Here is a 13,650-nt window from a genome sequence, read left to right on the forward strand (position 1 = left end):
GCGGAGAGAGGGTGGCGGCGGCCCGTACGGCCGCGGACCGGGGTGGCACCGCGCCGACTCGGCACCACCCCCGCCACGTTCGCCCCGAGGAGGAGCTGCAACGCCGCAGAGCGGCGTCGCGGTTAGTTTCGGTCGGCCGACCGGGACTTGGCGAGAGTTGCATACCGTTGCAACCTTTGTGGCGGAACCGTCCGCGAGGGGGCCCCGGGGAGGGGCACGCCCGGGGTGACCGGTCCGGTTCCGGGGCACGTCCGGTTCAGTACGGGGAGGATCCGGTGACCAACACCGCTGTCGACTTGGCCCGCCTGTCCGCCATGGAAGCGGGGCAGGCCGCGCGCCTGCTCAAGGGCGTACGGGCGGCCGCCCTGGCCGGCCGGAGACCGCCGGCCGCGCCGCGCCCCGAGATCGCCGAGTCGTGGCGCCGGATGATGGCGGGCGGCGTGCACCCGGACCGCGACGCCCGGTCCCGGATGCTGTCGGTGGCCGAGACCGAGGAGCGGCGGCAGCTGTCGCCGCTGCGGCAGGTGCTGCCGGTGCTGCGGGAGGGGCTGCTGCCCACGCTCGACGAGGCGCTGCACATCATGGTGGTCGCCGACGCGGAGGGGCGGCTGCTGTGGCGGGAGGGGCACGCGTCGATCCTGCGGAAGGCGGACCGGCTGGGCTTCGAGGTGGGCGCGGACTGGGACGAGGGCGTGGTCGGCACGAACGGCGTGGGCACGGCGCTGGTGGCCCGGCGGCCGGTGCAGGTCTTCTCGGCCGAGCACTTCGTGAGCAGCCACCACGACTGGACCTGCGCCGGGGCGCCGATCCACGACCCGCGGGACGGCTCGCTGCTGGGCGTGATCGACGTGAGCGGTCCGCTCGCGACCATGCACCCGGCGACGCTGGCCTGGGTGTCCTCGGTGGCCCGGCTGGCGGAGAGCGAGCTGCGGCTGCGGCACCTGGCGTCCCTGGAGGGGCTGCGGGCGGTGGCCGCCCCGCTGCTGGCCCGGCTGCCGGGGCGGGCGCTGGCGGTGGACCGGCAGGGCTGGACGGCCGCGGTGACCGGGATGGCGCCGCCGGAGCGGGTGCCGCTGCCGAAGTCCTTCGGGCCGGGCCGTACCTGGCTGCCGGCGCTGGGCGACTGCGCGGTGGAGCCGCTGCCGGGCGGCTGGCTGATACGGGTGGAGGAGGCCCGTACTGGCAGGGAGGTGTCCCGGGTGGTGCTGGACCTGAGCCGGCCGCGGCGGTGGTCGGCCACGGTGGGCGGGAGCGCCGGGGAGTGGACGCTGGAGCTGAGCCCGCGCCACGCGGAGCTGCTGTTCCTGCTCGCCGCGGGCCCGCGGGGGTGGACGGCGGCCGAGCTGGCGGAGGAGATCTTCGGGGACGCGTCGCGGACGGTGACCGTGCGTGCCGAGATGTCCCGGGTCAGGAGACACCTGGCGGGGGTGCTGGCGCACCGGCCGTACCGGTTCAAGGAGACGGTGGGCGTCGAGGTGGTCATGCCGGAGGACCCCTTCGGCCTGCTGCCGCACTCGACCGCGCCCGCTGTGATCAAGACCCGCTTGGGGCGCGAGGGGCACCCGTGATTCCCTGGCAGGCATGAGCATCACTCTCACCACCTGGTCGCTGGAGCAGACCTCGCCGGACGACCTGCGGCCCGCGGTCGTGCCGGGCGACGAGATCCGCGTCGAGCGGGCCGAGGTCCCGTCGCCCGAGTTCAGCCGCTTCCTGTACGCGTCGGTCGGCCAGGACATCCACTGGACGGACCGGCTCTCGCTCACCTACGAGGAGTGGGTGAAGGTCCTGGACCGGCCCGGCGTGGAGACGTGGGTGGCGTACGACCGCGGGACCCCGGCGGGGTACATCGAGCTGGACCCGCAGCCGGACGGTGTGGTGGAGATCATGTACTTCGGCCTGCTGCCGGCCTTCCGGGGCCGCCGCATCGGCGGGCACCTGCTGACCGTCGGCACGGCCCGCGCGTGGGACCTGGCGGAGCGCTGGCCGGACCGCGAGCCGACCCGGCGGGTCTGGGTGCACACGTGCAGCCAGGACGGGCCGACGGCGATGGACAACTACCAGCGCCGCGGCTTCCGGCTCTTCCGCACCGAGACCGAGGAAAAGGCGGAGGCCCCGACCCCCGGCCCCTGGCCCGGCGCGTAGCGCCGTCCGGCGGTTCGTCCGGGCCGCGGGACCGGCGCGGGCCCGCCCCCTCCCCGGCGGCCCGGACACCGACGGACCCCGGCGGCCGGCACCGCGGCGGGCTCCGGGCGCTTCCACTCGGGTCGGCGGCCCGCCCCGCGACGGCCTGGGCTCCCGCGCTGCGCGGGCGCCGGGCGTGCGGTGGGCGGCGCGGCGGACGGGTACGCTCGGCCTCTCGGAGGCCGGCCGGGCACCCGCGGGCGCCCGGCTGTCCAGAGGCCCCGACCGTCCGGGCCGCCGGGGCGGTGCTCGCGGACTCCGCGGGCACCGGCTCGGCCGGATCGGGCCGTTCGTGGCCGTCTCCCCCAGACGTCCCGGCACGTGACCCAAGCCACAGCGTCCCGCATTTCGAGACTCTCGCGTCCAAATTGCGGACACTAGTGGACTCCTCCAAGCGCCGCATGCCACGCTTCCGCCATGACTGGAGCTGGAATTGCCTTGGTGAGTCGGCGGCACGTCGACCTCGGCCGCGTGTCCAGCGCCATCTGTCCGGCGCGCTGACGGAACCAGCCACGCCGTAACTTCGCCGTCCCCGTCGTCGCGGACGCGTCGATCCCCCTGAGGCCGGAACAGGCCCCCGCACACCCGCAGCGGGGCCCGTTTTGCCGCACCCGGAACCATTTGTCCCGGGTCACCGCAGTAACGGGGTCATTCCGCCGCCACCTGTCCCCCTTGCCTTGAGCCGCCACAGAAGGACGTACCGCCATGGCCGCCACCCCCGAAAAGCCCACCGCCGCCGTCGCGCGCCGCAAGACCGGCCGCCACCGCGGAGAAGGCCAGTGGGCCGTAGGCCACTTCACGCCCCTCAACGGCAACGAGCAGTTCAAGAAGGACGACGACGGTCTCAACGTGCGGACACGCATTGAGACGATCTACTCCAAGGCCGGGTTCGACTCGATCGACCCCAACGACCTGCGCGGACGCATGCGCTGGTGGGGCCTCTACACCCAGCGCAAGCCCGGGATCGACGGCGGCAAGACCGCGATCCTGGAGCCGGAGGAGCTGGACGACGAGTTCTTCATGCTGCGCGTCCGCATCGACGGCGGCCGTCTCACCACGCAGCAGCTGCGCGTGATCGGCGAGATCTCCGAGGAGTTCGCCCGCGGCACCGCGGACATCACCGACCGCCAGAACGTGCAGTACCACTGGATCCGCATCGAGGACGTCCCGGAGATCTGGAACCGCCTGGAGGCGGTCGGTCTCTCGACCACCGAGGCCTGCGGTGACACCCCCCGCGTCATCCTCGGCTCCCCCGTCGCCGGCATCGCCGAGGACGAGATCATCGACGGCACCCCCGCCATCGACGAGATCTACCGCCGCATCGTGGGCAACAAGGACTTCTCCAACCTGCCCCGCAAGTTCAAGTCCGCGGTCTCCGGCTCGCCGCTGCTCGACGTGGCGCACGAGATCAACGACATCGCCTTCGTCGGCGTGAACCACCCCGAGCACGGTCCCGGCTTCGACGTCTGGGTCGGCGGCGGCCTGTCCACCAACCCCAAGCTCGGCGTCCGCCTCGGCACCTGGGTCTCCCTCGACGAGGTCCCGGACGTCTACACCGGCGTCATCTCGATCTTCCGCGACTACGGCTACCGCCGCCTGCGCACCCGGGCCCGCCTGAAGTTCCTGGTCGCCGACTGGGGCGCGGAGAAGTTCCGCCAGGTCCTGGAGGACGAGTACCTCAAGCGCAAGCTCACCGACGGCCCCGCCCCGGACCAGCCGGTCCAGCAGTGGCGCGACCACGTCGGCGTGCACCGCCAGAAGGACGGCAACTTCTACGTCGGCTTCGCCCCCCGCGTCGGCCGCGTGGACGGCGCCACCCTGACGAAGATCGCCGACATCGCCGAGCGGCACGGCTCCGGCCGGGTGCGCACCACCGCCGAGCAGAAGATGATCGTGCTCGACGTGGCGGAGGCGCAGGTCGAGCCGCTGGTCTCCGCCCTGGAGGCGCTGGACCTGCGGGTCAAGCCGTCCCCGTTCCGGCGCGGCACCATGGCGTGCACCGGCATCGAGTTCTGCAAGCTGGCGATCGTCGACACCAAGGGCCGCGGCCAGACCCTCATCGAGGAGCTGGAGCGCCGCCTGCCGGAGTTCGACCAGCCGCTGACGATCAACATCAACGGCTGCCCCAACGCCTGCGCCCGTATCCAGGTGGCGGACATCGGTCTCAAGGGCCAGCTGGTCCTGGACGAGGACGGCAACCAGGTCGAGGGCTTCCAGGTGCACCTGGGCGGCGCGCTGGGCCTGGAGGCCGGCTTCGGCCGCAAGGTCCGCGGTCTGAAGGTCACCTCGGCCGAGCTGCCCGACTACGTGGAGCGGGTCGTCCGGCGCTTCGAGGCGGAGCGCGAGGACGGCGAGCGGTTCGCCGCCTGGGTCGCCCGCGCGGACGAGAAGAGCCTGTCGTGAGCGAGCGCGCCGCACCGTTCTACTGCCCGTACTGCGGCGACGAGGACCTGTTCCCGAACGAGCAGGGCCACGGCGCCTGGGAATGCCGGTCCTGCAACCGCGCCTTCCAACTGAAGTACCTCGGGCTGCTGGCCCGCGGCTTCCAGTCGAACGGCAACGGAGGGGACGGGATATGACCACCGCTCAAGACACGGATCTCAGGACCGCGGAACTCAGGGCGCTGGCCGAGCAGGCGGGCCGCGACCTGGAGGACGCCTCCCCGCTGGAGATCCTCACCTGGGCCGCCGAGACCTTCGGCGCACGCTTCTGCGTCACCTCCTCGATGGAGGACGCGGTCGTCGCGCACCTGGCCTCGCGTGCGTTCCCCGGTGTGGACGTGGTCTTCCTCGACACCGGCTACCACTTCGAGGAGACCATCGGCACCCGTGACGCGGTCGACGCGGTGATGGACGTCAACGTCATCACCCTCACCCCGCGCCAGACGGTCGCCGAGCAGGACGCCGAGTACGGCCCCAGGCTGCACGACCGCGACCCGGACCTGTGCTGCGCCCTGCGCAAGGTCAAGCCCCTCGAAGAGGGCCTGGCCGGCTACGACGCGTGGGCGACCGGCCTGCGCCGCGACGAGTCCCCGACCCGGGCGAACACCCCGGTGGTCGGCTGGGACGAGAAGCGGCGCAAGGTCAAGGTCTCGCCGATCGCCAGGTGGACGCAGGACGACGTGGACGCCTACGTCGTCGAGCACGGCGTGCTGACCAACCCGCTCCTCATGGACGGCTACGCCTCCGTCGGCTGCGCCCCCTGCACCCGCCGCGTGGCGGACGGCGAGGACGCGCGGGCCGGCCGCTGGGCGGGCCGGGCCAAGACCGAGTGCGGACTGCACGGCTGATGACGGAACGTACCGAAGTGACGGAAGCTACGGAGAAGCAGATGAGCGTGACCGGCCAGGGAGCCACCGTGTGGCTGACCGGTCTGCCGAGCGCGGGCAAGACCACCATCGCGTACGCGCTGGCCGAGCGGCTGCGCGGCGAGGGCCACCGCGTGGAGGTCCTGGACGGCGACGAGATCCGCGAGTTCCTCTCGGCTGGTCTCGGCTTCTCCCGCGAGGACCGCCACACCAACGTGCAGCGGATCGGCTTCGTCGCCGAACTCCTCGCCAGCAACGGCGTCAAGGCGCTCGTCCCGGTCATCGCCCCGTACGCGGACAGCCGCGAGGCCGTCGCCAAGCGGCACGCCGCCGCCGGCACCGCGTACCTGGAGGTCCACGTGGCCACCCCGGTCGAGGTCTGCTCCGCGCGCGACGTGAAGGGCCTGTACGCCAAGCAGGCGGCCGGCGAGATCTCCGGTCTCACCGGCGTCGACGACCCGTACGAGGCACCGGCCGCGCCGGACCTGCGCATCGAGTCGCACACCCAGACCGTCCAGGAGTCCGCGGCGTCGCTGTTCGCGCTGCTCAACGAGAGGGGACTGGCGTGACCACCGCCGCGCACCTGCACAACCCGGCCGCCGACGCCGACGCGCCGTACGCCCTGTCGCACCTCGACGCCCTGGAGTCCGAGGCGGTCCACATCTTCCGCGAGGTGGCGGGCGAGTTCGAGAAGCCGGTGATCCTCTTCTCCGGCGGCAAGGACTCCATCGTCATGCTGCACCTGGCGCTCAAGGCCTTCGCGCCCGCGCCGGTGCCGTTCGCCCTGCTGCACGTGGACACCGGGCACAACTTCCCCGAGGTCATCGAGTACCGCGACCGCACGGTCGAGCGGTACGGCCTGCGCCTGCACGTGGCCTCGGTCCAGGAGTACATCGACGCGGGCAAGCTGAAGGAGCGTCCGGACGGGACGCGCAACCCGCTGCAGACCGTCCCGCTGACCGAGGCGATCCAGCAGCACCGGTTCGACGCGGTGTTCGGCGGCGGCCGCCGCGACGAGGAGAAGGCCCGCGCCAAGGAGCGGGTGTTCTCGCTGCGCGACGAGTTCTCCCAGTGGGACCCGCGCCGCCAGCGCCCCGAGCTGTGGCAGCTCTACAACGGCCGCCACGCCCCCGGCGAGCACGTCCGCGTCTTCCCGCTCTCCAACTGGACCGAACTCGACGTGTGGCAGTACATCGCCCGCGAGGACATCGAGCTGCCGGAGATCTACTTCGCCCACGAGCGTGAGGTCTTCCAGCGCAACGGCATGTGGCTGACCGCGGGCGAGTGGGGCGGGCCGAAGGAGTCCGAGCAGGTCGTCACCCGGCAGATCCGTTACCGGACCGTCGGCGACATGTCCTGCACCGGCGCCGTCGACTCCGACGCCACCACGCTCGACGCGGTGATCGCCGAGATCGCCGTCTCCCGCCTCACCGAGCGGGGCGCGACCCGCGCCGACGACAAGCTGTCCGAGGCCGCGATGGAAGACCGCAAGCGCGAAGGGTACTTCTAGCCATGACCAGCACCACCGAGCAGCTCAGCGCCACGACGCTGCTGCGCTTCGCCACCGCGGGCTCCGTCGACGACGGCAAGTCCACCCTGGTCGGCCGGCTGCTGCACGACTCCAAGTCGGTCCTGGAGGACCAGCTGGAGGCCGTGGAGCGGGTCTCCCAGGACCGCGGCCAGGACGCCCCCGACCTCGCGCTGCTGACCGACGGCCTGCGCGCCGAGCGCGAGCAGGGCATCACCATCGACGTCGCCTACCGCTACTTCGCCACCGCCCGCCGCCGGTTCATCCTGGCCGACACCCCCGGCCACGTGCAGTACACCCGCAACATGGTCACCGGCGCGTCGACGGCCGAGCTGGCGGTCGTCCTGGTCGACGCCCGCAACGGCGTGGTCGAGCAGACCCGCCGCCACGCGGCCGTGGCCGCGCTGCTGCGGGTCCCGCACGTGGTGCTGGCCGTCAACAAGATGGACCTGGTCGGCTACGACGAGGCGGTCTTCGCGAAGATCGCCGAGGACTTCACCTCGTACGCCTCCGCCCTCGGCGTCCCGGAGATCACCGCGATCCCGATCTCGGCGCTGGCCGGCGACAACGTCGTGGACCCGTCCGCCAACATGGACTGGTACGGCGGCCCGACGGTGCTGGAGCACCTGGAGACCGTCCCGGTCAGCCACGACCTCACCGCCTGCCCGGCCCGTTTCCCGGTCCAGTACGTGATCCGCCCGCAGACCGCCGAGCACCCGGACTACCGCGGCTACGCCGGCCAGATCGCCTCCGGCGTGCTGCGCGTCGGCGAGGCCGTCACCGTGCTGCCGTCGGGGAAGACCAGCGTCATCGAGGGCATCGACGCGCTCGGCGAGAGCGTGGACATCGCCTGGGCCCCGCAGTCCGTGACGCTGCGGCTGAAGGACGACATCGACATCTCGCGCGGCGACCTGATCGCGCCGTCCGCGAGCACCCCGGCCACCACGCAGGACGTCGTTGCGACGGTCTGCCACGTGGCCGACCAGCCGCTCACCGTGGGCGCCCGGGTGCTGATCAAGCACACCACGCGCACGGTGAAGGCGATCGTCAAGGAGATCCCCTCCCGGCTGACGCTGGACGACCTGTCCCAGCACCCGAACCCCGGGCAGCTCGTAGCCAACGACATCGGCCGGGTCGTCGTACGCACCGCCGAGCCGCTCGCGCTCGACGCCTACGCCGACTCGCGCCGCACCGGGTCCTTCCTGCTGATCGACCCGGCCGACGGCACCACCCTCGCCGCGGGCATGGCGGGCGAGTCCTTCGCCTCCCAGGCCGAGGAAGCCGCGCCGGACGACGACGGATGGGACTTCTGACCGTGACCGCCGACATCTACTCGACCTTCGCGAAGGAGGGCGGCCGCGTGGGCAGCGGCTCCCTCGGCAGCGGCCAGGGAGGGGTGGCGCGATGTGCGCGATGACGTACGCGCACTGCCTGCGCGCCCGCACCCCCCACGAGCCGTACCCGCACCGTCGAAGACCGAACGCCTTCCCGGCCGCGTACCCGGACCACTGATCCGGAGTACGTGAGCACCGGGCCTCCGAGAGGAAACCCTCCCGTGCCTGCCACCCGCCGCACCGCCCTCCGCCGTTCCGTGCTCGCCGCGGCCGCCCTGCCGCTGCTGTTCGGCTCCCTCGCCGCCTGCGGCTACGGCTCCGGCGCGAAGGACGAGAAGAAGGACGAGAAGTCCAACGTCGCGGCCACCGGAAAGAAGCTCTCCGCGGACACCGTCCGCATCGGCTACTTCCCCAACCTCACCCACGCGACCGCGCTGGTGGGCATCCAGGAAGGCCTCATCGCCAAGGAGCTGGGCGGGACGAAGATCGCCCCCCAGACCTTCAACGCCGGCCCCTCCGAGATCGAGGCGCTCAACGGCGGTTCACTGGACATCGGCTTCATCGGCCCCTCGCCCTCGATCAACGCCTACGTCAAGTCCAAAGGCAAGAACCTCCGGATCATCTCCGGCTCCGCGTCCGGCGGCGTGAAGCTCGTCGTCAACCCGGACAAGATCAAGACCCTCGACGACCTCAAGGGCAAGAAGATCGCCACCCCCCAGAAGGGCAACACCCAGGACGTCGCGTTCCTCAACTGGATCGCCGACAAGGGCTGGACCGTCGACCCCGAAAGCGGCAAGGGCGACGTCTCCGTCGTCCGCACCGACAACAAGGTCACCCCCGACGCCTACAAGTCCGGCTCCATCGACGGCGCCTGGGTCCCCGAACCCACCGCCTCCAAGCTCGTCTCCGAAGGCGCCAAGGTCCTCCTCGACGAGACCAGCCTGTGGCCCGACAAGAAGTTCGTCATCACCAACGTCATCGTCTCCCAGAAGTTCCTCGCCGAGCACGCCGACGTCGTCGAGGCCGTCCTGCGCGGCACCGTCAAGACCAACGACTGGATCAACGCCAACCCCGACAAGGCCAAGGCCTCCGCGAACGCGGCCCTGAAGGCCGAAACGGGCAAGGAACTGGCCGCCAAGGTCATCGACCCCGCCTGGCCCAGCATCCAGATCACCGACGACCCGCTCGCCGCCACCCTGAAGACCCAGTCCGAATGGGCGGTCAAGGCCAAGCTCATCAAGCAGCCCGACCTCACCGGCATCTACGACCTCACCCTCCTCAACAAGGTCCTCAAGGCCGCCGGCAAGCCCGAGGTCTCCGACGCCGGACTCGGCACCAAGTAAGCCCGCAAGCCCTTCCGTACCCAGGAGGTGACGACCATGGCCACCACATTCGCCAAGGCTGCCGAAGGCACCGCCCACACGGCGGCGCACGCCGCCCGCATCGAGCACGTCTCGAAGTCGTTCCCCGGCCCGGCCGGACCGCAGCTCGTCCTCGACGACATCAGCCTCGATGTCGCGCGCGGCGAGTTCGTCACCATCCTGGGTGCCTCGGGATGCGGCAAGTCCACGCTGCTCAACCTGGTGGCGGGGCTGGACCGGCCGTCCCAGGGGGCCATCGAGACCCCCGGCGGCCGCCCGGCGCTGATGTTCCAGGAGCACGCCCTCTTCCCGTGGCTGACCGCGGGCAAGAACATCGAGCTGGCCCTGCGGCTGCGCGGGGTCGCCAAGGCCGAGCGCCGCGTGGAGGCCGAGCGCCTGCTGGAGCTGGTCCGCCTCGGCGGCGCGTACGGCAAGCGCGTGCACGAGCTGTCCGGCGGCATGCGCCAGCGCGTCGCGCTGGCCCGCGCGCTGGCCCAGGACAGCGAACTGCTGCTGATGGACGAGCCGTTCGCGGCCCTGGACGCCATCACCCGCGACGTGCTGCACGGCGAGCTCACCCGCATCTGGGAGGAGACCAACGTCTCCGTCCTCTTCGTCACGCACAACGTCCGCGAGGCCGTCCGGCTCGCGCAGCGCGTGGTGCTGCTGTCCTCGCGGCCCGGCCGCGTGGCCAAGGAATGGACCGTGGACATCCCGCAGCCGCGCCGCATCGAGGACGCGGCCGTCGCGGAGCTGTCCGTCGAGATCACTGAACACCTGCGTGGGGAGATCCGCCGCCATGGCCAGCACTGAGACCACCGAGAAGGCCCCGGCCAAGGCGGACGACCTGGCCGGCCTGGAGGCCGGCCTCGACGCCCTCGACGCCGTCGAGATCCGCCGCGCGCCGGTGCGCGAGGTGCTCGTCAAGAAGGTCCTGCCGCCGCTCGTCGCCGTCACCCTGGTCCTCGTCGTGTGGCAGGTCCTGGTCTCGGCGAAGGTCACCGACGAGACCAAGCTGCCCGCGCCGTCCGCGGTCTGGGACAGCCTGTCCGAGCTGTGGATCCAGGGCACCCTGCTGGAGGTCGTCTGGACCTCCGTCTCCCGTGGCCTGCTGGGCTTCCTGCTCGCCCTGGCCATCGGCACCCCGCTCGGCCTGCTGGTCGCCCGGGTGAAGGCCGTCCGCGCCGCGATCGGCCCGATCCTGTCCGGCCTGCAGTCCCTGCCGTCGGTGGCCTGGGTGCCGCCGGCCGTCCTCTGGTTCGGCCTCAACGACGCGATGATGTACACCGTCATCCTGCTGGGTGCCGTGCCGTCCATCGCCAACGGGCTGGTCTCGGGCGTGGACCAGGTGCCGCCGCTGTTCCTGCGGGCCGGCCGGACCCTGGGCGCCACCGGCTTCAAGGGCGTCTGGCACGTGGTCATGCCGGCCGCGCTGCCGGGCTACCTGGCGGGCCTGAAGCAGGGCTGGGCCTTCTCCTGGCGTTCGCTGATGGCGGCCGAGATCATCGCGTCCTCCCCCGACCTGGGCCTCGGCCTCGGCCAGCTGCTGGAGAACGGCCGCAACAACATCGACCTGCCCGGCGTGTTCCTGGCCATCCTGCTGATCCTGGTCGTCGGCATCGCCATCGACCTGCTGATCTTCAGCCCGGCCGAGCGGTACGTGCTGCGCAGCCGCGGCCTGCTGGTGAGGTGAACCCGCGGTGTACGACGTCTCCACCCTGCCCACGACACCGGGCGCGGCCGCCGCGTCCGTCGCTTCCGTCGCGTCAGCCGCGGCCCGGCCGGCGCCCGGTCCGACTCCGGGCCCGGCGGCCGTCGGTGCGGCGGCGGGCGGTCCTGCGGTGAGCGGTCCTGCGCTGCTGGTCATCGCCCACGGCAGCCGCGACCCGCGGCACGCGGCGACCGTGCACGCCCTCACCGGGCTCGTGCGGGAACTGCGGCCGGGGCTGCGGGTGGAGACGGCGTACCTGGACTTCAACGCGCCGTCCGTCCCCGGGGTGCTCGCCGCGCTGCACGCCTCGGGGGTACGGGAGGTCGTCGCCCTCCCGCTCCTCCTCACCCGCGCCTTCCACGCGAAGGCCGACATCCCGGCGGTGCTGGCCGAGGCCACGTCCCGGCTGCCGGGACTGGAGGTCCGGGTGGCGGACGTCCTGGGCCCCGACCCCCTGCTGCACGCCGCGCTCGAACGGCGGCTGTGGGAGGCGGGCCTCTCGCTGGCGGACCGCGCGACGACCGGTGTCGTCCTCGCGTCCGCCGGTTCCTCAGACCCGGAGGCGATCGCAGCGATCGCTGAAACCGCGCGGGAGTGGCGGCTCACCGGTTGGTGCGCCGTGCGGCCTGCGTTCGCCTCCGCGGCCCTGCCGACCACGGCGGAGGCCGTACGTGCGCTCCGCGCCGAGGGGGTACGGCGGGTCGTCGTCGCCCCGTACGTGATCGCCCCCGGCAAGCTGCCGGACCGGATCGCGGCGGGCGCCGCCGACGCGGACCTCCTGGCCCCGGTCCTGGGCGCCGCGCCGGAGCTGGCGGCGCTGATCCTCACCCGCCGTGACGCGTGCGCGGCCGCACCCCGAACAGCCCTCTCCGCCTGACCGAGCCCATACCGGGTACCGGCCCGTGCCGGTGCCGGTCCCATGCCGGGTGCGGGTCCCGTGCCGGGTGCGGGCCGTTGCCCTGCGGGGCTGTCCCCCGTACCCTCCCCCGGCTACCGCTGGGGGGACCCCCAGCCCCTCGAACGCCGGAGGGGCTTGATATGCCCCCGGGGCTGCTGCCAGCCTCGCCGGCGTTTGAGGCGCGGGGGCCGGGGCGGAGCGCCGCTTCGGGAAGGGGCGGGGTGGGGAAGCGGCTCCGCGCAGCGGCAACGACCCGCACCACCCCGGCGCCGCACCCGGCACGGGACCGGCACCCCCAACCGCTAGCGCCGCGCCGCGGCCTCGTCGGCCAGGGCCGTCAGGTCAGCGATCGGCATCGCCCCCGGCGGGAGCCCCTCGCGGGCGAAGATGTTCGCCGCGTGCCGCAACGTGTCGTTGACCGGCGTCGGCACCCCGTGCAGCCGGCCCAGCAGCGAGATCTCACCGTTCAGGTAGTCGGCCTCCACCGAGCCCGTCCCCCGCCGCAGGCTCTGCCAGGACGACCCGCCCCGCACGCCCGGCGGCGGCACGACCTTCCCCTCCCGCGCGGCGGTCTGCTCCGCGTCGCTCACCACCGGGATGCCCGCCGCGGCGAAGACGGCCCGCGCCTCCGCCACCGCCCGCGCGGCCAGCAGCGCCTTCGCCGGGTGCGGCTCCGGCCCGGCGGTGGCCTGGATGGCGTTGGCGACGTTGTGCAGCAGCTTGCCGTACTTCCAGCGCATCACGTCCTCGACGACCGGCGCCTCGAAGCCGGCCTTCTCCAGGTCCTCGGCGATCCGCCGGGCCCGCGCGTCGGCACCGGCCGGGTAGCGGCCCACGTGCAGCATCCCGGTGAGCGGCGCGCACAGCGCGTCCACCGCGCCCGGCTCCAGGAAGGAGGACGGCAGCCACACGCACACCCCGTACACCCGGTCGAAGCGGCGCAGTGCCAGCCGTTCGGCCTCGACGCCGTTCTGGGTGCACACCACCGGCAGCCGCTGCGCGGCGGTCCCGCCCCCGGCGACCTCGGCGGCCGCCCAGGTGTCCAGCGCGGCCACCGCGTCCTGCGTCTTCACCGCCAGCACCAGCACGTCGTCCGGCCGCAGCTCCCCCAGGTCGGCGGGCCCCTCGGCGACCGGCAGCCGGTGCACCACGGTGCCGTCGGCGGTGGTCAGCCGCAGGCCGTTGGCGCGCAGGGCCGCCGCGTGCGGGCCGCGCGCCACCAGCACGCTCTCGGTCCCGCTCTCCGCGAGCCGTCCGCCGATGGTGGCGCCGATCGCGCCCGCTCCGATGATGATGTAGCGCATGTGCCGAGCCTGGCACACGGAGGCCC

General features: G+C 72.8%; 14 protein-coding genes. 13 read left to right on the forward strand and 1 reads right to left on the reverse strand.

Going from position 1 to position 13,650, the window contains the following annotated elements:
- The first annotated feature begins 275 nt into the window (after positions 1–275).
- The 13 genes from ACIQUR_RS17605 (at position 276) to ACIQUR_RS17665 (ending at position 12,299) form a co-directional block, all read left to right on the forward strand.
- Entirely contained in the window at positions 276–1,568 is a 1,293-nt protein-coding gene (locus tag ACIQUR_RS17605) for a GAF domain-containing protein (protein WP_403664953.1), read from the forward strand.
- Between the two features lie 13 nt (positions 1,569–1,581).
- Complete coding sequence (locus ACIQUR_RS17610; RefSeq protein WP_403664955.1) at positions 1,582–2,142, forward strand: GNAT family N-acetyltransferase; 561 nt, start codon at positions 1,582–1,584, stop codon at positions 2,140–2,142.
- Positions 2,143–2,598: 456 nt separating this feature from the next.
- Complete coding sequence (locus ACIQUR_RS17615) at positions 2,599–2,682, forward strand: putative leader peptide (RefSeq protein ID WP_399942109.1); 84 nt, start codon at positions 2,599–2,601, stop codon at positions 2,680–2,682.
- Positions 2,683–2,886: 204 nt separating this feature from the next.
- Complete coding sequence (locus ACIQUR_RS17620; RefSeq protein WP_403664957.1) at positions 2,887–4,584, forward strand: nitrite/sulfite reductase; 1,698 nt, start codon at positions 2,887–2,889, stop codon at positions 4,582–4,584.
- Positions 4,581–4,760 carry a hypothetical protein gene (locus ACIQUR_RS17625; RefSeq protein WP_399940589.1) on the forward strand — a complete coding sequence of 60 codons (180 nt, stop codon included), beginning with the start codon at positions 4,581–4,583 and terminating at the stop codon, positions 4,758–4,760. Before ACIQUR_RS17620 ends, ACIQUR_RS17625 begins: the two co-directional genes overlap by 4 nt.
- On the forward strand, positions 4,757–5,470 hold the full coding sequence (locus tag ACIQUR_RS17630) for a phosphoadenylyl-sulfate reductase (RefSeq protein WP_403664959.1): 714 nt from the start codon (positions 4,757–4,759) through the stop codon (positions 5,468–5,470). Before ACIQUR_RS17625 ends, ACIQUR_RS17630 begins: the two co-directional genes overlap by 4 nt.
- Before the next feature lie 41 nt (positions 5,471–5,511).
- Positions 5,512–6,057, forward strand: coding sequence for an adenylyl-sulfate kinase (cysC, locus tag ACIQUR_RS17635; protein WP_403665546.1), 546 nt, complete (start codon positions 5,512–5,514; stop codon positions 6,055–6,057).
- A gap of 14 nt (positions 6,058–6,071) precedes the next feature.
- Complete coding sequence (gene cysD / locus ACIQUR_RS17640; protein WP_403665548.1) at positions 6,072–6,998, forward strand: sulfate adenylyltransferase subunit CysD; 927 nt, start codon at positions 6,072–6,074, stop codon at positions 6,996–6,998.
- 2 nt (positions 6,999–7,000) lie between these two features.
- Positions 7,001–8,329, forward strand: a complete 1,329-nt coding sequence (locus tag ACIQUR_RS17645; protein WP_403664961.1) for a sulfate adenylyltransferase subunit 1 — start codon at positions 7,001–7,003, stop codon at positions 8,327–8,329.
- Positions 8,330–8,571: 242 nt separating this feature from the next.
- Positions 8,572–9,693, forward strand: a complete 1,122-nt coding sequence (locus tag ACIQUR_RS17650; protein ID WP_403664963.1) for an aliphatic sulfonate ABC transporter substrate-binding protein — start codon at positions 8,572–8,574, stop codon at positions 9,691–9,693.
- Between the two features lie 36 nt (positions 9,694–9,729).
- Positions 9,730–10,524, forward strand: coding sequence for an ABC transporter ATP-binding protein (locus tag ACIQUR_RS17655; RefSeq protein ID WP_403664965.1), 795 nt, complete (start codon positions 9,730–9,732; stop codon positions 10,522–10,524).
- Positions 10,511–11,404 carry an ABC transporter permease gene (locus ACIQUR_RS17660; protein WP_403664967.1) on the forward strand — a complete coding sequence of 298 codons (894 nt, stop codon included), beginning with the start codon at positions 10,511–10,513 and terminating at the stop codon, positions 11,402–11,404. Before ACIQUR_RS17655 ends, ACIQUR_RS17660 begins: the two co-directional genes overlap by 14 nt.
- Positions 11,405–11,552: 148 nt before the next feature.
- Positions 11,553–12,299 carry a sirohydrochlorin chelatase gene (locus ACIQUR_RS17665; protein WP_403664969.1) on the forward strand — a complete coding sequence of 249 codons (747 nt, stop codon included), beginning with the start codon at positions 11,553–11,555 and terminating at the stop codon, positions 12,297–12,299.
- Positions 12,300–12,622: 323 nt separating this feature from the next.
- On the opposite strand, the gene ACIQUR_RS17670 is transcribed toward ACIQUR_RS17665, so the two are convergent.
- Positions 12,623–13,624, reverse strand: a complete 1,002-nt coding sequence (locus ACIQUR_RS17670; protein WP_403664971.1) for a ketopantoate reductase family protein — start codon at positions 13,622–13,624, stop codon at positions 12,623–12,625.
- Positions 13,625–13,650: the final 26 nt, after the last annotated feature.

Source organism: Streptomyces sp. NPDC101132 (genome assembly GCF_044759225.1).
Taxonomy (GTDB): Bacteria; Actinomycetota; Actinomycetes; order Streptomycetales; family Streptomycetaceae; genus Streptomyces.